An 18,579-nucleotide genomic window follows, 5' to 3' on the forward strand; every position below is an offset into this window, starting at 1 on the left:
GAGACCCGTGCAGACGGACCGGCGAGGGATCAGCGCCGCCGGCAGCTGCTCGCCCGGGACAGCGTCACCCCGGCGAGCCGGTCGGCGATGAAGCGCAGGCCGGGACCGGAGAACGCGGCTCCCGTGATGACGTGCTCGGGCGTGTGCAGCCGCAGCAGGTGGGCGTCGACGCCGCGTGCGCACCAGCGGTCGTAGAGCTCGGACTCCTGGGCGAACGGGAAGACCTCGTCGAGGTCGCTGCCGCCGATGAGCACCGGGACCTGCGGCGCGCGGCGCCCGAGGTCGTTCTGGTGGAGCCGGCGCAGCCAGGCGCTGCTGACGAGCGGATCGGGCCGCACGTAGGTGGCGGTGCTGGTCGGCATCAGCAGACCGTCGACGATCGCATCCTCGATGCAGCTGTTGCGCAGCGTGCGCACGGCCGCGACGCCCCGGGGCGTCAGGTAGCGCGCCAGGTGCAGCTCGGGGTAGGCGGCGTCGAACCCGATGGCGGCGTACAGCTGCAGGAACGCGAGCGGGCTGTTCTCCACGTGGTGCATGAGCTGGAGGAAGTCGGTCGCGGTCCCACCGACGGCGCCGGCGACCAGCCGCAGCCCGGGGGCGTAGGTGGGCTGCACCTGGAGCGCCCAGGCCGCCGCGCCCCCGCCCTCGGAGAAGCCGTAGACGGCCGCCGGGGCGCGGCGGCTCAGCCCGGCTGCGGTCAGGTTGTGGGCGGCACGCATCGCGTCGATCAGGTCGTGGCCGAGCGCTCGACCCACGACGTAGGTGTGGTCGCCCGGGGTCCCGAGGCCCTGGTAGTCGGTCGCGGCCACGGCCCAGCCGCGCATCAGCGCCTGCGCCGCGACGACCGACTCGTACTCGGTGCCGACCGCCCACTGGTGCGAGGCCGCGCAGCGGTCGGCCAGCCCCTGGGTGCCGGGCGCGAGGCCGAGCAGGGGGCGCGGCCCCGGTCCTCGCCAGGGCGTCCTCGGCACCATGACCGTCCCGGAGACGCGGACCGCGCTGCCCGTGGCGGTGCGCGACTCGTAGACCATGCGCCAGGCACGCCCCGGGAGCGGGACCCCGGGCAGTGCGTACGCCGTGAACGGCACCGCGCTGACCAGCCGACCCGGCTCCGTGGTCGATGCCAGGGCCGGTGACCCGGGCACGGACGCGAGGCAGCACGTGGCCGCGAGGACCACGGCACTCGTCAGCCGCCCGAGGGAGCGCGTCCTCACGCCGGCCCACCCGGCGTCGTCGCGAGCTGCGTGCGCAGCACCTTCCCGGTGGCGTTGCGCGGCAGCTCGTCGACCACCACGATGTCGCGCGGGACCTCGTAGCGGGTCAGGCGCGCGCGCAGGTAGGTGCGGAGCTCGTCGTCGAGACGGCCGCGATCGGCAGCGCCCGTGACGACGACGAAGGCGCGCAGCCGCTGCCCGAAGTCGTCGTCCGGCACGCCGATGACCGCCGCATCGGCCACGTCGGGGTGGCTGAGCAGCGCGGTCTCGACCGGCTGCGGGAAGACGTTCTCCCCGCCCGAGACGATCATGTCGTCGGCCCGGCCCTCCAGGAAGAGCCGACCCCGGTCGTCGAGCCGGCCCATGTCGCCGCTCGCGAGGTAGCCGTCCCGGATGTCGCGCCGGCCGCCCCCGGTGTAGCCGTCGAAGGTCATCGGGCTGTCGACGTGGATCTGGCCGACCTGCCCGACGGGCAGCGGCCGTCCGCCGTCGTCGAGGATCGCGATGCGGGTCCCGCGGGTGGGCAGTCCCAGCGTCCCCGGCGCCTCGCGGAGGTCGGCGGGGGTGGCCAGGGTGACGATGCCGACCTCGGAGGAGCCGTAGCCGTCGTACACCACCTCGCCGACGCGCTCGGCGAACCGGCCCGCCGTCACCGGACTCAGCGGCGCCGCGCCGGAGAGCGCCACACGCAGGCTCTCCGTCCGCCGCTCCAGGTCGGGCAGGGCGAGCAACCGCTGCAGCATCGCCGGGACGGCGACCATCACGTCCACCCGGTGGCGCTCGACCGCCGCTGCAGCCGCTGCCGCGTCGAAGCGTCGCTGGAGGACCACGGTGTCGCCGAGGGCGAGGCCGAGCATCAGGCAGAGCACGCCCATGCCGTGGAAGGCCGGTGGGCAGACCATCATCGTCTCGCCCGTGCGCAGGTCGAGCCGCTCGATCGCGCTCACCGCGACGCCCATCAGGGCACTGACGTGCGGGGATCGCGGAACGCCCTTGGGCGCTCCGGTGGTGCCGGAGGTCAGCAGGACGAGTCGCCCGGCGCGTCGTACCCGGGGCAGCCGGCCGTCGTACGGCGGCGCCTCGACCGGCCCGTCGTCGCCCCACACCCGGTGCCGCGGCGTCCCGGCATCGGCCGTGGCGAGCCGCTCGTCGAACTCGGCGTCGTGCAGGACGACCCCGGGCCGGTGGCGCGTGAGCGTCGCGGCGAGCTGCTGCGCGGGAAGCTCGGTGTTGACCAGCAGGACGTCGACGCCGAGGTTGCCGGCCGCGAGCAGGCCGAGCACCAGGCCCCGGTGGTTGCGGCACATCACGGCGATCCCGCGATCGGGACCGACGTCGTACGACGAGCGCAGCTGGGCCGCCAGCGCCACCGCCTGCCGGGCCAGCTCGGCGTAGCTGAGGGACCCCGCGTCGTCGATGACCGCCGGCCGGTCCGGCCACCGGGTCGCGGAGAGCGCGACGACGGTGGCCGGCGAGAGCCCGAGACGCCCGACCTCGAGCACGGCGCGGGCCAGCTTGGCCGGCGACAGCGGACCCAGCAGGCCCGCCCGCGCGAGGACCGCGGTGGGCTCGAGCACCCGGCGGCCGGCGTCGGTCACGCTCATCGGACCGATCCGGAGGCCGCGCGCGGATGGGCCGACGGGAGGGGCTCGGCGCCGAGGGCGCTGGCCGTGTCGCTGGAGTGGCGGTGCAGCAGCCGCATCCCCCACGCGACCGGGCCCCGCGCGACGGCCTCCGAGGCCTGGGCGGGGACGACCCACCACGGCGTGATCTCGCGCTCGCGGCCCACGATGGCGCGCGCGACCAGCCCGGCCGCGTCCTCGGCCGTCATGCCGGGGAGCTTGCGCATGCTGGGCGTCGGCGCGCTCATGCGGGTGTAGATCAAGGTCATGTAGATCGAGGAGACGTCGACGCCGTCGGGCTTGATCTCGGGCGCGATCGAGCGCAGCCACGTGTCGAACGCGCCCTTGGTGGACTGGTAGACGCCCCAGCGCGGACCCGGCGGGATGCGCACGCCGATCGTGGAGACGTTGACGACCAGGCCGCTGCCCCGCTCCCGCATGTGCGGCAGCAGAGCCAGCAGCAGCCGCACCGGGCCCAGGTAGTTGATGTTGACCATCCGCGTGAAGTCGTGGAACCGGTCGTACTGCAGGTCCAGCGAGCGCCGCATCGACTTGCCCGCGTTGTTGACCACGATGTCGACGCCGCCGTGGTCGGCGAGGATCCGCTCGACCAGCGTGCCGATCGCGTCGAAGTCGCTGAGGTCGCAGGGCAGTGCGTACGCCGTACCGCCCTCGGCCGCGATCTCCTCGACCAGCTCGTCCAATCGCTCAGCGGTCCGGGCGACCGCCAGCACGGTCGCGCCACTGCGGGCCAGCATCTTCGCCGCGGCCTCGCCGAGTCCGAACGAGGCGCCGGTGACCAGGACGGTCTTCCCGCCCACCGCGCGCCGCAGCGCCGCCTCGTCCGTCGACCGGGATGAGTTCACGACCCGGTCGACCACCCGGTCACGAACCTGCTGCACCTTCGAAGCCATGGACGGCCACCTCTCACGACGATCGGTCGCCGGGGCGGCGCCGATAACGACCCAACTGAGATAATCACGTTATTTGGATGCCGTCAATAGATAGACTCCCCGGCATGGCCCGCCTCACCCGCGCCGAGAGCCAGCGGCACAACCGCGAACGGTTGCTCGGCTGCGCCAGGACGCTCTTCCTGCGCGACGGCTACAACGCGACGTCGCTGGCCGCCATCGCGGACGAGGCCGGCTTCTCGACGGGCGTGATCTACTCGAACTTCGTGGGCAAGTCGGAGCTCGCGCTGCTCGTCCTCCAGGAGATCCAGGGCGAGCAGCTGAGCGTCCTGCGCGACGCGATGCGCTCCGACGAGCCGCTGTCGGCCAAGCTCGATCGCGTCCAAGACTGGGCGGAGAGCGCGTTCACCTCCGGCTGGCCGCGGCTGGAGCTCGAGTTCGCGCTCGAGGCGCGGCCCGATCGGGCGCTGGTGGCGGCCGAGGCGGAGCGGCACGAGGCCGCGACCCTGCTGGCGCGCGGCGCGCTGGAGGAGCTGGTCCCACCCGAGCTCGCGGACCTCGTGTCCCTCGGCGCCGCCGCGGAGGCCCTGGTGAGCCTGGCGATCGGCGTCGCCGTACGCCGCCTCATCGACCCGTCGGTCCGAATCGACGGCCTCATCGACGGTCTGCGCCACGCCCTCCGGGCGTTCGGCCTCCTCGGCGCACCCGCCCCCCGGTAGCCGGGTTGCGCGCCGGCCGGCCGCCGGAAATGCACGACGCCCCCTGCGCAGTGTTCATGCTGCTCAGAGGGCGTGGTGACCTTGCGACCCCGACGGGACTCGAACCCGCGGCCTCCGCCGTGACAGGGCGGCGCGCTAACCAACTGCGCTACGGGGCCAGGTTGTCGCTTCTCCCTCACGGGCGAAGCGTGGGAACTCTAACCCATCCGGGGTGGGCGTTCCCAATCGGGACCGCCCACCCGGATCCGGCCGGTCAGCGCAGCGGAGGGCCCCAGGTGACGTCCTTGCGGAGCTGGGCCTTCAGCAGCTTGCCACCCGCGTTGCGGGGCAGCGGCTCGGTGGCGATGCTGAGGTACTGCGGGATCTTGAAGTCCGCCAGCTGCGTCCTGAGGTGGCCCAGCACCGCGTCGACGTCGACCTCCTCGCCGCCGCCGTACACGATCGCCCCGACCTTCTCGCCCATCACGTCGTCGGGTACGGCGATGACGGCCGCCTCCAGCACCGTCGGCGCGGCCGCCAGCGCCGCCTCCACCTCGAGGCTGGAGATGTTCTCGCCGCCGCGGATGATGATGTCCTTGGTGCGGTCGACGATGTGGATCCGGCCCGCGTCGTCGACCCGGACGATGTCGCCGGTGTGCATCCACCCGCCTGCGAGCGCCTCCGCGGTCGCCTCGGGCCGGTTCCAGTAGCCCTTCATGATGTTGGCTCCGCGCGAGAGCAGCTCGCCGTACCGCGGATCGACGCCGAGCGGGGCGACGGCGAGCTCGACCGACGGCACCGCGTAGCCGACCGAGTCGGCGTGCTCGACGGCGTCCTCGTGCGGCAGCGACGTCATCAGTGATGCCGTCTCGGTCATCCCGTAGCCGTTGGTGACCCGTGCACCCGGGAAGGCCTTCTGCAGGGCCTCGACGAGCGACGGCGCGATCGCGGCGCCGCCGTACCCGACCCAGCGCACGGTGCTGATGTCGGCGTCGGCGAACTCGGGCCTGCGCAGGATCAGCGCGTACACCGCCGGGACGGTCACCATCAGCGTGATCCGCTCTTCGCTGAGCGTCTCGATCAGCCGGACCTGGTCCAGGTTCGGCATGATCACCGCCGTACCGCCCAGGTAGTGCGCCGTCAGCAGCTGGGAGTTGCAGCCGGTGACGTGGAAGAGCGGCACCGAGACGAGGGTGCGGAAGTCGGCGCCCAGCCCGCGGGAGCCCTGCAGCCCGATGACCATGTTCTCGGCATTGGTCAGGAACGCCTCGTGGTTGGTCGGCACCCCCTTGGCGCGGCCCGTGGTGCCCGAGGTGAAGAACATCGCGCACGGATCGAGCAGGCCCAGGCCCTCCTCGACGTACGGCTCGCCGTCCGGCAGGGCCGAGCCCGCGTCGAGGTCGACGGTGACGCCGGCATCCTCGAGGAGCGCGGCGATCTCGGGAGGTGCGGAGCGGATGTTCGGGGCCACGGCGATGCCGCCGGCCATGATCGTGCCGTAGAACGCGAGCACCCAGCTCACGCCCGCGGGGTGGCGGACGGCGACCCGGTCGCCGCGACGTACGCCGGCCGCCCGCAGCCCGCCCGCGACCCGGGCCGCACGGTCCCAGAGCTGCTGATAGGTCAGCCGCTCGCCGTCGAGCTCGACCACCGCCTCGACGTCGGGCGTGGCCTCGACGTGGCGGCGCAGCGAGGCGATCAGCGAATCCGGCAGGCCGTCGAAGTGGGGCACCCCCTGCTCGTCGACGGTGACCCCGTCCCGCGAGAGCGGGTTGTGGTCGCGTGGGACGACGTAGATGTCGGGCGCACTCATCGGTCGGCCACCGTGAGCCACCGGGCCGGGTTCCTGACCAGCAGCGTCTCGATCTGGTCGTCGGTGACGCCGGCCTCGCGCATCGCGGGCAGGACGTCGTCGTGGATGTGGGTGTAGTGCCAGTTGGGCAGCAGCTCGGCCGGCCCCGCCTCCGGGTAGAAGTCGGAGTAGCAGGAGGCGTCGTGCGAGAGCAGCATGCTCTCGGCGTACCCGAGCCGGACCATCTCGACGACGGTCCTGGTGCGGTCGGGCGTGGTGCAGAAGACATCGACGCCGAAGCGGTCCATACCGAGCATGACGCCCTGGTCGGCGAGCCCCCGCAGGTAGTCGATGTCGGTGCTGTCGCCGCTGTGGCCGATGCAGACCTTCGACAGGTCGGCGCCCTCGGACTTCATCACCTCGAGCGCGGGAATGCCCATCTCGCCGTGCGCGTGGGTGTGGATGATGACCGGTACGCCGGTCTCCACGTGTGCCTGCGCGACCGCGTGCATCACCCGCTCCACGCCGTGGACCATGCCGGCCTCGTCGATCGCGCACTTGAGCACGCCGGCCTTCACGCCCGTGCCGGCGATGCCCTCACGGATGTCGTTGACGAACAGCTCGACCATCGGCTCCGGTCGGTCGAACGGCAGGCCCGGACCCTGGAAGTGAAACTGCACCGGCTCGTCGTGGTAGGTGTAGATGCCGGTGCCGACGACGATGTTGATGTCGACCTGCTCGTTGATCCGCTGGATCCGCGGGATGTAGCGGCCCAGGCCGATCACCGTCGGGTCCACGATGGTGCGCACCCCGCGGGTCGTGACGTCCTTGAGCTTGGCGACGGCGTCAGCGACGCGGCGGTCCTCGTCCCACGGGTCGGGGAAGTCCGGGTAGTTCTGCCGGATCTCGGTGCCGATGGTGAAGACGTGCTCGTGAGCCAGCACCTGGCCCAACTCGTCCACGGGCACGGGTCCTCGCACGGTCTCGACGTTGCTCACGTCAGCTCCTCCTGGTCGTCGGTCGGCCTGGTCGATGTGACCGGCGTCATAGCGTACGGCCATCATGGCGCAAAAACCGACCAGGCGGTATCGAAGTGTTCGGCGCCGGCGTCGTGAGGGCGGATGCTCCCGATTGACCATATGAAGAACTCTTCAAGTGGTCTAGCGTGGTGACCGTCTAGCAGCGAGGAGGCCACCGTGGGAGTACCGCTCTACCAGGCGAAGGCGGAGTTCTTCCGCACCCTCGGGCACCCGGCGCGGATCCGGATCCTCGAGCTCCTCGCCGAGCGCGACCATGCCGTCTACGAGCTGCTGGAGCAGATCACCATTGAGCCGAGCAACCTCTCCCAGCAGCTGGGGGTGCTCCGGCGGACCGGGTTGGTGACCTCGCGGCGACGCGAGGGCGAGGTCGTCTACTCGGTCAGCGTCCCCGAGGTGCGGGACCTGCTGATGGCGGCCCGACAGATCCTGGGCGTGATCGCCGCCTCGCGCACCGAGTTCGACAACGAGCTGTCGCCGGTCTCTCGATGACCGAGCTCTCCCGCCTGCTTCCACGCCGGAGCGACTGGACGGGGGTCAAGCCCGGACGGGACCTGACCGCCGGCCTGGTCGTCGCGATGGTCGCACTCCCCCTCGCGCTCGGCTTCGGGGTCGCGTCGGGCGTCGGGGCCAAGGCCGGGCTGGTCACCGCGATCGTCGCCGGCGCGGTCGCGGCCGTGTTCGGAGGAAGCAGGGTCCAGGTCAGCGGCCCGACCGGCGCGATGACCGTCGTACTCATCCCGATCGTGGCCAAGCACGGTGCCGATGGCGTCCTCGTCGTCGGCATGCTCGCCGGCCTGATCCTGATCGCGCTGGCCCACAGCGGCGCGGGGCGGGCGATGAAGTACGTGCCGATCCCCGTGGTCGAGGGCTTCACCGCCGGGATCGCCGCCATCATCGCCCTGCAACAGCTCCCCGCCGTCCTCGGCGTCACCGTGCACGAGGAGAAGGTCCTCGATCTCGCGTACGTCGCGATCCGGACCTGGGTCACCCACTCCCCGATGGCGCACTGGCAGGCGCCGCTGACCGGCCTGGTCACCGCCGGACTGATCCTGCTCGTCGCCCGCGTCCGTCCGGGTCTACCCGTCGCGCTGATCCTGGTCGCACTCGGCACCGTCGCGAACACGGCGTTCGGGCTCGGCCTGTCGACCGTGAGCACCATTCCCGCCGGCCTACCCGTCCCGGCGCTGCCGAGGATCCCGTGGGGGGACCTGCAGACCCTCGTGGCGGCCGCGGTCGCCGTCGCTGCCCTGGCGGCGCTCGAGAGCCTGCTCTCGGCGACCGTCGCCGACGCCATGAGCGTCGGGCGGCGCCACGACCCCGACCGGGAGCTGTTCGGGCAGGGGCTCGCGAACCTGGTCGCTCCGCTGTTCGGCGGCGTACCGGCCACGGCCGCGATCGCCCGTACGGCGGTGAACGTGCGGTCCGGCGCCACCTCACGATTCGCGGCGCTGACCCACGCGCTGATCCTGCTCGGCGTCGTCCTGGTCGCGGCCCGCTGGGTCAGCCATATCCCGCTCGCCGCTCTGGCCGGCGTCCTGATCGCCACGGCGATCCAGATGGTCCGGGTATCCAGCCTCACCGCGATCCTCCGGTCCACCCGCGGCGATGCGGCGACCTTCCTCATCACCGCGGCCGCCACCCTGGCCTTCGACCTGGTCGTCGCGGTCATCGCCGGCCTAGTCGTCGCGGGGTTCTTCGCGCTGCGCCAGACCGCCGCCGGCACCCGTCTGGAGCAGACGCCCCTCGACGACATCGCCCACCGCGACGAGGAGCAGTCGCTGCTGGACGAACACATCGTGGCCTACCGACTCGAAGGGCCGCTGTTCTTCGGCGCCGCCCACGACTTCCTGCTCGAGGTCGCGGACGTGAGCCAGGTCCGGGTGGTCGTCCTGCGGATGGCGCACGTCACGGCGCTCGACGCCACCGGCGCCCACGTCCTGGCCGACACCATCGCGCGTCTCGAGCGCCGCGGCATCACCGTGCTGCTCTCCGGCGTCCAGCCCGCCCACCTGCGTGTCCTCGACGAGCTCGGCGTCCTGCGGAGTCTCGCCCACGAACGGCACCTGTTCCCCACCACCGGAGACGCGATCACCCACGCCCGGGCGCACGCCGCCCGCGTGGAGCACGACCCGAGCCAGGAGGTACGGCGATGACACGAGAGCCGATCGCACCCCCACCGTGGTCGGTGCTGATCGTCGACGACAGCGCGGTCGTGCGCGACCTGCTCAGGTTCCAGATCGAGGACGACCCGCGCTTCGAGCTCGCAGGCTCGGCCGGCGACGGACCGCAGGCGCTGAGCGTCGCCGCCCGCATCCGTCCTCAGACGGCCATCTGCGACATCATGATGCCGGGCATGAGCGGCCTCGAGCTGATCCCGCGCCTGCGCCGGCTGCACCCCGACCTCGTGGTCGTCACCTTCAGCGGCACCGCCATCAGCGCCTTCAGCGCATCCGCCGTCGGGATCGACCGACTCTTCGACAAGGGCCATGACCTCGCCGAGCTGCTGGACGAGCTCGACGAGCTGTGTGCTGAGCGGCTCGGACGACCGCCGACCGCCTGACGGACGACCCGCGCGAGCGTCGTACCCTGCTCCACCCCGTACACGTCGTACGACGGGATTCGAAACGCCAATCCGCCGCGACAGCGACCAGGGTCCAGGAGCCGACTCCGCTCGGGGAACCGCTATGAGATGAATCGGTGGACGGCCTCGTTGGCGTTGTCCTGGAAGGACGGGTTGGTCAGCGCGGGGAGGAAGTCTGCTTGGTCGACCATCGGACCCGTGAGCGTGTTGGCCGCGCTGGCGTAGAACGCCCCGCTCGACAAGGCCGGATCGGTGACGCCGTCGACGAGCCGCTTGGCGCCCACCTCGAGCTTGTGGGACAGGCCGAGGGCGGGCAGGACGTACTTCGCCGCTACCCGCATCGGTAACGGGAGGCCGCTGGCTGCTTGGGTGCCCGTGGTGTTGCCCGGGCTCACGGTGATGAAGCGGCGGTCGGGGTGGCGGCGGGCCAGGTAGCCCATCCACAGAGTGCCGATGTACTTGGCCTGGCCGAACGCCATGTTGAAGTCCGGCTTGCGGCCGGCGAAGTAACTGCCATCGATGACGGACGCGAGCTCGTCAGCTGAGTTCGACACGAACGATGGGCCCTTCATCCGCAGCTTCGGAACGCCCCTGACCGCCTCGCTTCCCACGAACAGGGCGACCTCGCCAAGTCGATCCTCGGCGAGGAGCCCCTCCAGAAGGGAGACGTGGCCGAGGACGTTCGTTGCGAACGTGGTGGTGACCCCGTCAGGGGTCAGATCCAAGGCCTGCGGGCCGATGACACCGGCGTTCATGACGAGCGCGTCGACGGCTCCGTCGAAGCTGGCCAGACCGGCTCGGACCGAGCCGAGATCCGCGACGTCCATGAGGACGATGTCGAAGATGCGCCGGCCCGTCGTGGCCTCGAGCTCCGTCTTCGCCTGTGCCGCACGCGCTTCGTTCCGGCACGCAAGGTAGATGCGCGCCGTCTCGGGCCGCAGGGCCAGTTGCCGGGCCACCTCCTTGCCCAGACCAGCGTTTGCGCCCGTGATCAGAGCCGTCCTCCGCTGCTGCCCGCTCATTCCGAGTCCACCTCAGCCTGGGTGGACGTCGGGAGTCCGTCGATCAGGCTGAAGCGAGCATCCATCGCGAGACCGCGGACGACCATCAGCTCCTGGTACTCCGGAGACTGGTACCACCGGACGACGGACCCGTAGTCGGGAAATCGCATCAGCGCCCCCGAGGTCCGCGAGATCTCGCCGTCCAAGAGTTCCCACGCGTCGTTGGCAAGAGCCTCGGCTCCGTACTTCTCGGCGATCCGGCCGGCCTTGGCGGCGTACTGCTCACGGTAGACATCCGGATCCTTGACGCTGAACTCCACCACCACGTACGCGCTCATGTCGACATTCCTCTGTTTTGGGTTGGGTAACCCACTATTGCCGAATACAAACTGGGTTGTCAAACCCAAAACGACTAGGGTGGGGACATGACCGACGAGGCAGCTGGCCGCCCGAAGCTCACCACCAAGGGGGCGCGCACGCGTGCGCGCATCGTCGAGGAGGCCGCCGGGCTCATCCACGAGCACGGCGTAGCGGCTACCACGCTGGATCACGTCAAGGCGGCGGCAGACGTCAGCGGCTCGCAGCTGTACCACTACTTCCCCGACAAGAACGCCCTCGTGCAGGCCGTGATCGACTACCAGGCCGACGCCATCGTCGAACGCAACAAGCAGGTGCTGGGCACTGCGAACGGCATCGAAGCGTGGCGGGAGATGGTGATGGCTGCAGCGAGGCGCACCCAGGCGATCGGCGGCTGCCAACTGGGCTCGCTGGGGGGCCAACTCGCCGAGAACGACCCCGAGGCTCGAGCCCTCATCGCGGCCGGGTTCGATCGATGGACCGCGGCCATCAGCGATGGACTCAGGCCCCTTGAGGTCGAGGGCAGGCTTCCACCCGACATTGGTCCGGACGACCTCGCCACGACGCTGCTCGCCACCCTCGAAGGAGCGCTGCTGCTCGCCCAAGTACGACGCGACATCCGCCCCTTCGAGACCGCGGTCAACACCGTCCTGGCTCTCATGATCGGTCGATGAACCCGGCCGCAACGTCGGAACCTCGGGGGGACCTGCTTGTCGCAAGGCCGAACAGGGCCTCGCTCGTACCCCCTACCGGATTCGAACCGGCGCTACCGCCGTGAAAGGGCGGGGTCCTGGGCCGCTAGACGAAGGGGGCCTGCCGCGCCGAACGCGGCCCGCACAGCATAGTGGGGCTCGATCTGGACCACCGATTCGGCGGGTCGGAGCGGCTCCGGTAAGGTTTCGCCCTGCTTGGGCAGGTAGCTCAGTTGGTACGAGCGATCGACTGAAACTCGATAGGTCGGCGGTTCGACCCCGCCCCTGCCCACAAGCGACGAAGGGCCGGTCAGTTCTCTGACCGGCCCTTCGTGTGTCTTCGGTACGCCGCCTCAGGCGTCCTCGCGGGTCCACGCGATGGTGAGCTCGTCCTTCTCGCCGAAGCGGACCAGGTGCCGTCCGACGACGTCCTCGAGGGTGTCCAGGTCCGGCCCGGTCACGACGATCTCGAGGCCCTCGGGCGTCGCGACCAGCTCCGCACCGCCCTCGCCGAAGGTGATCGTCCCGCGCTCCTCGTCCTCGGACCAGGTGCTGCCGTGCTTGCGCCCCAGGTGGGACGCGAGCTGCTTGCCGTACCGCGCGGCCCGGTCGGTCGCGGAGAATCCGATGCTTCTCATGTCTACTCCTGCTCAGAGGTGGCGGCGCAGCGACTCCAGGGCCGCCAGCCGGTGCCGCAACGGCGCGATCTCGTGCGGGGTCGCCAAGCGGTCCTGTGCCGCCCGCAGCTCGGCTCGCACCGAGCGGACGACGGCGTCCCACGCGTCCTCGTGCACCGTGGAAGGTACGCCGGGGACGGGTCGCGGGTCGCTGACGTTCATGGCAGGACCAGTCAACCCGATCCGTGCGCGAAACCGGAGCGGTGGCTAGCGACTCACAGCCGATTCCCAGGCCCGACGGCCCGGGACCCGATCAGTCGCGGTAATCGGACCAGCGCTCGGGCAGGTCGTCCTGGACGTCGTCGACGTCCGGGGACTCCTCCCCGTGGAGCTCGCGGGCCAGCGCACCGAGATCGGTGTCGTGGGTCCGGTACTTCAGGTCGCGAGCGACCTTCGTCTGCTTGGCTTTCGCTCGGCCGCGGCCCATAAGGTCCAGCCCCCTCGCACACTTGGCCGGTGCCCTACAGGGCCCCGGACTTCTCATCAGAGTCTCGTGGGACCAACGCTACCTTCTCGGTGGCTGTTCCCGCACGCCAGGGCACGGATTGGACGCCTCGGTGCGGCGAAGGTCACCAGCCGGGGTGCTGACCCACCAGCTCGACGCTGCCCGGACCACCGGCGTCGGCCGTGACCTCGCCGGCCACCCAGGCGTCGATGCCGAGCTCGGCGAGCCGCGCGATCGCCGCGTCGACGGCGTCGGGGGCGGTCAGCGCGACCATCCCCACCCCGCAGTTGAGCGTCGCCTCGAGGTCGGGCTGCGGTACGTCGCCGACCTTGCGGACGACGTCGAAGATCGGCGCGGGCGTCCAGCTGCCGCGGTCCAGGGTGGCCTTGAGGCCCTCGGGCATGACCCGCGCCAGGTTGTTGGCCAGGCCGCCGCCGGTCACGTGGGCCATCGCGTGCGTCTCGGTCTCGCGGGCGATCGCCAGGCACGGCTTGGTGTAGAGCCGGGTCGGGACCAGCAGCTCCTCGCCGAGCGTGTGGCCGAGCTCCTCGACGTACCGGTCGAGCGACCAGCCGGCGTGGGTGAAGAAGACGTGGCGGGCCAGCGAGTAGCCGTTGGAGTGCAGGCCGCTGGCGGCCATCGCGATCGCCACGTCGCCCGCGCGCACGCGGTCGGCGCCCAGCAGCGCGTCGGCCTCGACGACGCCGGTGGTGGCGCCGGCGACGTCGTACTCGTCGGGCGCGAGGAGGCCCGGGTGCTCGGCCGTCTCGCCGCCGACGAGCGCGCAGCCCGCCTCGACGCACGCCTCGGCGATGCCCTTGACGATCGCGGCGATCCGCTCCGGGACGACCTTGCCGGTCGCGATGTAGTCGGTCATGAACAGCGGCTCGGCGCCGCACACGACGAGGTCGTCGACGACCATGCCGACCAGGTCGAAGCCGATCGTGTCGTGCTTGTCCATCCGCCGCGCGATGTCGACCTTGGTGCCGACGCCGTCGGTGGAGGTCGCGAGCAGGGGGCGCTTGTACGCCGTCAGCGCCGACGCGTCGAAGAGGCCGGCGAAGCCGCCCAGCCCGCCCAGCATCTCGGGCCGGCGGGCCTTCTCGACCCACTCCTTCATCAGGTCGACGGCGCGGTCGGCGGCCTCGATGTCGACGCCGGCCTGGGCGTAGGCGTTGTCAGCCACGGGACTCCTCGATCAGGGGTTGTTGAAGACGGGCAGCGCCTCGCCGTGGGTCTGGGACTTCAGGCTGACCTCGAGCAGGTGCTTGCCGAGCAGCGACTCATCGGGCAGCGGGATCGGGTACTCGCCGGTGAAGCACGCGGTGCACAGCGAGTCCTTGGTCTGGTCGGTGGCATCGACCATGCCGTCCAGCGAGATGTAGCCGAGGCTGTCGGCGCCGATGCTGGAGGCGATCTCCTCGGCGTCGAGGCCGTTGGCGATCAGCTCCGCGCGGGTGGCGAAGTCGATGCCGTAGAAGCACGGCCACTTCACCGGCGGGCTGGAGATCCGCACGTGGACCTCGGCCGCCCCCGCCTCGCGGAGCATCCGGATCTGGGCGCGCTGGGTGTTGCCGCGCACGATCGAGTCGTCGACCACCACGACCCGCTTGCCGCGGATGACGTGGTCGAGGGCGTTGAGCTTGAGCCGGATGCCGAGCTGGCGCAGGGTCTGGCTGGGCTGGATGAAGGTGCGGCCGACGTAGGCGTTCTTGACGAAGCCCTGCGCGTAGGGGATGCCGCTCTCCAGCGCGTAGCCGGTTGCGGCGGGGATGCCGGACTCCGGCACCGGGATGACGACGTCGGCCTCGACGGAGAACTCGCGGGCCAGCTGGCGGCCCATCTCGACGCGCGCCTCGTGGACGCTGCGGCCGGCGATGGTGGCGTCCGGACGGGCCAGGTAGACGTACTCGAACACGCAGCCCTTGCGGACCGGCTCGGCGAACTTGTGCGAGCGCAGGCCGGCCTCGTCGATGACGATGAGCTCGCCCGGCTCCACCTCCCGTACGACGCTCGCGCCGACCGTGGCCAGCGCCGCGCTCTCCGACGCGACGACCCAGCCGCGCTCGAGCCGGCCCAGGACCAGCGGGCGGATGCCCTCGGGGTCGCGGGCGGCGTACAGCGTGCCCTCGTTCATGAACACGAAGCAGAACGCGCCCTTGACCTGCGGCAGCAGCTCCATGGCGCGCGACTCGAGCGACTGGTCGGGATGGTGCGCGAGCAGCGCGGTGACCAGGCTGGTGTCGTTGGTGGACGCCTCGAGGTTGAGCGAGTGGATGTCCAGCTCACCGGTGTCGCTGGGCAGGTCCAGGACCATCTGGGCGAGCTCGGAGGTGTTGACCAGGTTGCCGTTGTGGCCCAGCGCGATCGAGCCGTCGGCGGTGGGCCGGAAGGTCGGCTGGGCGTTGTTCCAGGTGCTGGCGCCGGTCGTGGAGTAGCGGCAGTGGCCGACGGCGATGTGGCCCTCGATCGCGTCCAGGGTGTTCTCGTCGAACACCTGGGAGACCAGGCCCATGTCCTTGAACACCAGGATCTGGCGGCCGTTGCTCACCGAGATGCCGGCCGACTCCTGACCTCGGTGCTGCAATGCGTAGAGACCGAAGTAGGTCAGCTTGGCGACGTCCTCACCCGGTGCCCACACTCCGAAGACTCCGCACACACAGTGCAGCCTACCGGCCGGAGGGCTGTGCCCCTTATTCGGCGGAGACGCCGAGATTGCGGAGCATCAGCGCCTCGGCGAGCAGGACCCGCTCCCACTCGGCCAGGTGCAGGCCCTCGTTGGGGCCGTGGGCGCGGGTGTCGGGGTCCTCGACGCCGGTGACGAGCACCGAGGCCTGCGGGAAGGTCTCCAGGAACTCGGCGATGAACGGGATCGAGCCACCCACGCCCATGTCGACGGGCGCGGTGCCGTCCCACGCCTCGGCGAAGGCGCTCCGCGCGGCGTCGTACGCCGGACCGTCGGCCGGGATGGCGATCGGCTCGCCGGTGTCGACGACCGTGGTGGAGAGCTCCGCGCCCCACGGCAGGTGCTTCTCCAGGTGGGCCCGGAGCCGCGCGACGGCGTTCTCGCCGGAGTCGCCGGGCGCGATCCGGACGGTGACCCGGGCCCGGACCATGGGGACCATCGTGTTGGAGGCGCCGGCGACCTTCGGGGCGTCGAATCCGGTGACGGTGATCGCGGGCTGGGTCCACATCCGCTCCACGGTCGAGCCGCGGCCGACCCACTGCAGGCCGGGGACCGCGCCGGACTCCGCGCGGAGCCGCTCCTCGGGGTAGTCCACGTCGGCGGCCGGGCCGCTGACGAGGCCCTCGACGGCCGGCGCACCCGACTCGTCCCACAGCGAGTTGAGCAGGCGGGTCATCGCCATGATCGCGTCGGGCGCGAGACCGCCCCACATGCCGGAGTGGACGGCGTGGGTGAGGGTGCGGACCTCGACGTCGACGCGGATCAGCCCGCGCAGCGAGGTGGTGAGCGCGGGCACGCCGATGTCCCAGTTGCCGGAGTCGGCGATCACGATCACGTCGGCGGCGAGCCGGTCCTGGAACTTCTTCAGCAGCGCGGGCAGGGTCGCGGAGGCGACCTCCTCCTCGCCTTCGATGAACAGCCGCAGCGTGACCGGCAGGTCGTCGCCGAACAGCCGCGCGGCGGCCAGGTGGGTGACGATGCCGGCCTTGTCGTCGGCCGCGCCGCGGCCGTAGAGGCGTACGTCGCCGTGGGCATCCGCGCGCTCGGTCGGCTCCCACGGCGGGGAGTCCCAGTCGGCCGGGTCGTTCTCGGGCTGCACGTCGTGGTGGGCGTAGAGCAGCACCACGGGAGCACCCGCGGGGCCCTTCTTCTCCCCCACGACGGCCGGCGGCGCACCGTCGTACGCCCGCACGATCTCGGCCTCGAAGCCCTCGCCGCGGAACAGCTCCAGCGTCTTCTCCGCGCTGCGCTCGACCTGGTCGAGGCGGTCCGGGTCGGCACTCACGGACTGGATGCGGACGAGGTCCTCGAGGTCGCGGCGGAGGCCGGGGAGGAGCTCGGTCAGGCGGGCGCGCAGGGCAGCGGGGTCGGTGCTCATGGAGCCAACCTATGCGGCGCCAGGGGAAGGTACGCCGAGAGGTCGGTGCGCTCCCCGCTCGCGGTCACGCGCGCGGCGGCCACGGCGTCCGGCCAGGCGAGGTCGCCGGCCGCGAGGGCGATCCAGGTGGCGGCGTCGGTCTCGATCACCGCGGGCGGGGTCCCGCGGGTGTGCCGGACACCCTCGATCACCTGCACGGCGGCGTACGGCGGCACCCGGACCTCCACCGACCGGCCGGGCGCGCGCTCCTCGAGGACGGCGAGGAAGTGCTTGGTGAGCAGCCGCAGGTCGGCCCGGTCCTCAGCACCGGAGCGCCAGCGCTCCAGGGCGGCGGCGACCGCGGCGGGGTCGGCAGGGCGGAGTCGGGCAGGCATCGGACCGATGGTGCCACGCGGCGGGGACGGGCGACGCGGGCCCGTCCGACACAATGTCCCCATGGGGTCACCGATGCGCCTTCGCCGAGCAGCCGTCCTGGCCGCCCTCGCCTGCCTGCTCCCCGCCCTCGCCGCGTGCGGTGCGAGCGGCACGCAGGTCAAGGCCGGCGACGTCGTACCGGCGCGGGAGGCGAAGCAGTTCGTGCACGGCAAGCTGTCGACGCTCGCCACGCCGATCGGGACCCTGCACATCCGCACCGGGGCCGAGGTCACCCAGCTCTCGTCCTCCGACACCCACGAGCTGACCGCGCAGACCGCACCCGACGGGCTGGCCTACCTGCCCGTCATGTGGAGCTACGACCAGCGCACGACCCGCGTCTACTCCCGGTACGTCGCCTCGAACGCGCTCCCGATCGTCGACGTGCGCGTCGGCGACGCCTCCTACCGGCTCCCCTCACCCGACCCCGCGCAGGGCGCCGAGTCGTTCTACGTGCTGGTCGCCGCCGGCTCCGACCACCCGCAGCTCGCCCTGGACTTCGACGGCGTCACGCAGACTGTCGACCTGACCACCGGCCGGCGGCACGTGGGCCGCGCCCAGGGCCTCTACCGGCTGTCGTACCGGACCAAGAAGGCTACGGACTGCCCCAGCGCGCCGACGTGGGTCGAGAACGCCAACTCCAACAGCACCTGCACCATCAGCGGCCCCCTGGTGCTCCCGTACGCCGGCGGCGCCTGGGCGAAGCCGGGCCACGAGTGGCTGGTCGTGACCGTGAAGACCCGGCTGGCCACCTACGTCCAGGCCGGCGAGACGGCCGCGTCGGGCGGGATCTACTACCCGCAGGCGGTCAAGGGCACGTTCCACCTCGGCGGCCACACCCCGGTCACGACGATCGGGGCGAGCGACGACAGCGACGAGTGCCCGGTGCCGCGCACCGGCGCGTGCAACACCAACACCGCGCTCGTCTTCGACAGCAGCAACCACGGCTCCACGCTGACCGTCGCCCTGCGCTACCGGCTCAAGCTCGGCAGCGGCTGGGGCGGCTACGACGGCAGGCCGTTCGAGTCCGAGGTCGGGACCCTGGAGATCCCGCTGCGGGGCTGATCCCGGCCG

20 protein-coding genes and 3 tRNA genes are annotated in these 18,579 nt (G+C 71.6%); 7 read left to right on the top strand and 16 right to left on the bottom strand.

All coding sequences use genetic code 11. From position 1 onward, the window contains the following. Positions 1-29: 29 nt before the first annotated feature. From ACYU8V_RS21845 to ACYU8V_RS21855, 3 genes are read right to left on the bottom strand one after another with little or no spacing between them, the layout of a single operon-like run. Positions 30-1,214, bottom strand: a complete 1,185-nt coding sequence (locus tag ACYU8V_RS21845) for a lipase family protein (protein ID WP_460850349.1) — start codon at positions 1,212-1,214, stop codon at positions 30-32. Next, positions 1,211-2,818 carry an AMP-binding protein gene (locus ACYU8V_RS21850; RefSeq protein ID WP_460850350.1) on the bottom strand — a complete coding sequence of 536 codons (1,608 nt, stop codon included), beginning with the start codon at positions 2,816-2,818 and terminating at the stop codon, positions 1,211-1,213. The genes ACYU8V_RS21845 and ACYU8V_RS21850 overlap by 4 nt, the downstream gene beginning before the upstream one ends. Further along, positions 2,815-3,750, bottom strand: a complete 936-nt coding sequence (locus ACYU8V_RS21855; RefSeq protein WP_460850351.1) for an SDR family NAD(P)-dependent oxidoreductase — start codon at positions 3,748-3,750, stop codon at positions 2,815-2,817. The genes ACYU8V_RS21850 and ACYU8V_RS21855 overlap by 4 nt, the downstream gene beginning before the upstream one ends. Positions 3,751-3,854: 104 nt before the next feature. Between ACYU8V_RS21855 and ACYU8V_RS21860 the strand changes: the two genes are divergently transcribed. Beyond that, positions 3,855-4,466 carry a TetR/AcrR family transcriptional regulator gene (locus tag ACYU8V_RS21860; protein ID WP_460850352.1) on the top strand — a complete coding sequence of 204 codons (612 nt, stop codon included), beginning with the start codon at positions 3,855-3,857 and terminating at the stop codon, positions 4,464-4,466. A gap of 84 nt (positions 4,467-4,550) precedes the next feature. Here ACYU8V_RS21860 and ACYU8V_RS21865 read toward each other — a convergent pair. The 3 genes from ACYU8V_RS21865 to ACYU8V_RS21875 all read right to left on the bottom strand — a co-directional run bounded on the left by ACYU8V_RS21865 (position 4,551) and on the right by ACYU8V_RS21875 (position 7,235). Beyond that, positions 4,551-4,624 (bottom strand) — tRNA-Asp (locus tag ACYU8V_RS21865). A 95-nt stretch (positions 4,625-4,719) separates the two neighbouring features. Next, a complete protein-coding gene (locus tag ACYU8V_RS21870) occupies positions 4,720-6,258 on the bottom strand; it encodes a class I adenylate-forming enzyme family protein (protein ID WP_460850353.1) in 1,539 nt (512 codons plus the stop codon). Continuing rightward, a complete protein-coding gene (locus tag ACYU8V_RS21875; RefSeq protein WP_460850354.1) occupies positions 6,255-7,235 on the bottom strand; it encodes a phosphotriesterase family protein in 981 nt (326 codons plus the stop codon). The genes ACYU8V_RS21870 and ACYU8V_RS21875 overlap by 4 nt, the downstream gene beginning before the upstream one ends. Before the next feature lie 198 nt (positions 7,236-7,433). Here ACYU8V_RS21875 and ACYU8V_RS21880 point away from each other — a divergent pair, with 198 nt between their 5' ends. Genes ACYU8V_RS21880 through ACYU8V_RS21890 form a run of 3 tightly spaced genes read left to right on the top strand, consistent with a single transcriptional unit; the run spans position 7,434 to position 9,837 of the window. Beyond that, on the top strand, positions 7,434-7,766 hold the full coding sequence (locus ACYU8V_RS21880; RefSeq protein ID WP_460850355.1) for an ArsR/SmtB family transcription factor: 333 nt from the start codon (positions 7,434-7,436) through the stop codon (positions 7,764-7,766). After that, a complete protein-coding gene (locus ACYU8V_RS21885) occupies positions 7,763-9,430 on the top strand; it encodes a SulP family inorganic anion transporter (protein WP_460850356.1) in 1,668 nt (555 codons plus the stop codon). The genes ACYU8V_RS21880 and ACYU8V_RS21885 overlap by 4 nt, the downstream gene beginning before the upstream one ends. After that, positions 9,427-9,837, top strand: a complete 411-nt coding sequence (locus ACYU8V_RS21890; protein WP_460850357.1) for a response regulator transcription factor — start codon at positions 9,427-9,429, stop codon at positions 9,835-9,837. The genes ACYU8V_RS21885 and ACYU8V_RS21890 overlap by 4 nt, the downstream gene beginning before the upstream one ends. Positions 9,838-9,959: 122 nt before the next feature. Here ACYU8V_RS21890 and ACYU8V_RS21895 read toward each other — a convergent pair whose 3' ends face one another. Both ACYU8V_RS21895 and ACYU8V_RS21900 read right to left on the bottom strand, forming a co-directional pair. Further along, the gene (locus ACYU8V_RS21895; RefSeq protein WP_460850358.1) at positions 9,960-10,880 is read right to left on the bottom strand and encodes an SDR family NAD(P)-dependent oxidoreductase; all 921 of its coding nucleotides are present in this window, start codon (positions 10,878-10,880) and stop codon (positions 9,960-9,962) included. Beyond that, a complete protein-coding gene (locus tag ACYU8V_RS21900; protein WP_460850359.1) occupies positions 10,877-11,197 on the bottom strand; it encodes a DUF1330 domain-containing protein in 321 nt (106 codons plus the stop codon). Before ACYU8V_RS21900 ends, ACYU8V_RS21895 begins: the two co-directional genes overlap by 4 nt. Before the next feature lie 87 nt (positions 11,198-11,284). Between ACYU8V_RS21900 and ACYU8V_RS21905 the strand changes: the two genes are divergently transcribed. After that, complete coding sequence (locus ACYU8V_RS21905; protein WP_460850360.1) at positions 11,285-11,890, top strand: TetR/AcrR family transcriptional regulator; 606 nt, start codon at positions 11,285-11,287, stop codon at positions 11,888-11,890. Between the two features lie 66 nt (positions 11,891-11,956). Here the strand turns inward: ACYU8V_RS21905 and ACYU8V_RS21910 are convergent. After that, positions 11,957-12,029 (bottom strand) — tRNA-Glu (locus ACYU8V_RS21910). A 97-nt stretch (positions 12,030-12,126) separates the two neighbouring features. On the opposite strand from ACYU8V_RS21910, the gene ACYU8V_RS21915 reads away from it, so the two are divergent. Further along, a tRNA-Phe gene (locus ACYU8V_RS21915) sits at positions 12,127-12,200 on the top strand. Between the two features lie 61 nt (positions 12,201-12,261). On the opposite strand, the gene ACYU8V_RS21920 is transcribed toward ACYU8V_RS21915, so the two are convergent. From ACYU8V_RS21920 to ACYU8V_RS21950, 7 genes are all read right to left on the bottom strand, one after another. Continuing rightward, positions 12,262-12,546: a DUF2218 domain-containing protein gene (locus ACYU8V_RS21920; protein WP_460850361.1), complete on the bottom strand. Its 285-nt coding sequence runs from the start codon at positions 12,544-12,546 to the stop codon at positions 12,262-12,264. A gap of 12 nt (positions 12,547-12,558) precedes the next feature. Further along, a complete protein-coding gene (locus ACYU8V_RS21925; RefSeq protein WP_460850362.1) occupies positions 12,559-12,747 on the bottom strand; it encodes a hypothetical protein in 189 nt (62 codons plus the stop codon). A 91-nt stretch (positions 12,748-12,838) separates the two neighbouring features. Continuing rightward, complete coding sequence (locus ACYU8V_RS21930; RefSeq protein ID WP_460850363.1) at positions 12,839-13,012, bottom strand: DUF3073 domain-containing protein; 174 nt, start codon at positions 13,010-13,012, stop codon at positions 12,839-12,841. Between the two features lie 142 nt (positions 13,013-13,154). Then, entirely contained in the window at positions 13,155-14,216 is a 1,062-nt protein-coding gene (gene purM / locus ACYU8V_RS21935; RefSeq protein WP_460850364.1) for a phosphoribosylformylglycinamidine cyclo-ligase, read from the bottom strand. Between the two features lie 12 nt (positions 14,217-14,228). Further along, complete coding sequence (gene purF, locus ACYU8V_RS21940; protein ID WP_460850365.1) at positions 14,229-15,689, bottom strand: amidophosphoribosyltransferase; 1,461 nt, start codon at positions 15,687-15,689, stop codon at positions 14,229-14,231. Between the two features lie 34 nt (positions 15,690-15,723). After that, positions 15,724-17,094 carry a M20/M25/M40 family metallo-hydrolase gene (locus ACYU8V_RS21945; protein ID WP_460850366.1) on the bottom strand — a complete coding sequence of 457 codons (1,371 nt, stop codon included), beginning with the start codon at positions 17,092-17,094 and terminating at the stop codon, positions 15,724-15,726. Further along, the gene (locus ACYU8V_RS21950; protein WP_460850367.1) at positions 17,091-17,468 is read right to left on the bottom strand and encodes a sterol carrier family protein; all 378 of its coding nucleotides are present in this window, start codon (positions 17,466-17,468) and stop codon (positions 17,091-17,093) included. Before ACYU8V_RS21950 ends, ACYU8V_RS21945 begins: the two co-directional genes overlap by 4 nt. 61 nt (positions 17,469-17,529) lie before the next feature. On the opposite strand from ACYU8V_RS21950, the gene ACYU8V_RS21955 reads away from it, so the two are divergent. After that, entirely contained in the window at positions 17,530-18,570 is a 1,041-nt protein-coding gene (locus ACYU8V_RS21955; RefSeq protein ID WP_460850368.1) for a hypothetical protein, read from the top strand. Positions 18,571-18,579: the final 9 nt, after the last annotated feature.

The organism is Nocardioides ultimimeridianus (assembly GCF_054777895.1).

What these genes read in the sequence shown, in the direction of transcription:
- ACYU8V_RS21850 (WP_460850350.1), bottom strand. Translation starts at nt 2,818, where the DNA reads ATGAGCGTGACCGACGCCGGCCGCCGGGTGCTCGAGCCCACCGCGGTC.
- ACYU8V_RS21855 (WP_460850351.1), bottom strand. Translation starts at nt 3,750, where the DNA reads ATGGCTTCGAAGGTGCAGCAGGTTCGTGACCGGGTGGTCGACCGGGTC.
- ACYU8V_RS21860 (WP_460850352.1), top strand. Translation starts at nt 3,855, where the DNA reads ATGGCCCGCCTCACCCGCGCCGAGAGCCAGCGGCACAACCGCGAACGG.
- ACYU8V_RS21870 (WP_460850353.1), bottom strand. Translation starts at nt 6,258, where the DNA reads ATGAGTGCGCCCGACATCTACGTCGTCCCACGCGACCACAACCCGCTC.
- ACYU8V_RS21885 (WP_460850356.1), top strand. Translation starts at nt 7,763, where the DNA reads ATGACCGAGCTCTCCCGCCTGCTTCCACGCCGGAGCGACTGGACGGGG.
- ACYU8V_RS21890 (WP_460850357.1), top strand. Translation starts at nt 9,427, where the DNA reads ATGACACGAGAGCCGATCGCACCCCCACCGTGGTCGGTGCTGATCGTC.
- ACYU8V_RS21895 (WP_460850358.1), bottom strand. Translation starts at nt 10,880, where the DNA reads ATGAGCGGGCAGCAGCGGAGGACGGCTCTGATCACGGGCGCAAACGCT.
- ACYU8V_RS21900 (WP_460850359.1), bottom strand. Translation starts at nt 11,197, where the DNA reads ATGAGCGCGTACGTGGTGGTGGAGTTCAGCGTCAAGGATCCGGATGTC.
- ACYU8V_RS21905 (WP_460850360.1), top strand. Translation starts at nt 11,285, where the DNA reads ATGACCGACGAGGCAGCTGGCCGCCCGAAGCTCACCACCAAGGGGGCG.
- ACYU8V_RS21920 (WP_460850361.1), bottom strand. Translation starts at nt 12,546, where the DNA reads ATGAGAAGCATCGGATTCTCCGCGACCGACCGGGCCGCGCGGTACGGC.
- ACYU8V_RS21925 (WP_460850362.1), bottom strand. Translation starts at nt 12,747, where the DNA reads ATGAACGTCAGCGACCCGCGACCCGTCCCCGGCGTACCTTCCACGGTG.
- ACYU8V_RS21930 (WP_460850363.1), bottom strand. Translation starts at nt 13,012, where the DNA reads ATGGGCCGCGGCCGAGCGAAAGCCAAGCAGACGAAGGTCGCTCGCGAC.
- ACYU8V_RS21945 (WP_460850366.1), bottom strand. Translation starts at nt 17,094, where the DNA reads ATGAGCACCGACCCCGCTGCCCTGCGCGCCCGCCTGACCGAGCTCCTC.
- ACYU8V_RS21950 (WP_460850367.1), bottom strand. Translation starts at nt 17,468, where the DNA reads ATGCCTGCCCGACTCCGCCCTGCCGACCCCGCCGCGGTCGCCGCCGCC.
- ACYU8V_RS21955 (WP_460850368.1), top strand. Translation starts at nt 17,530, where the DNA reads ATGGGGTCACCGATGCGCCTTCGCCGAGCAGCCGTCCTGGCCGCCCTC.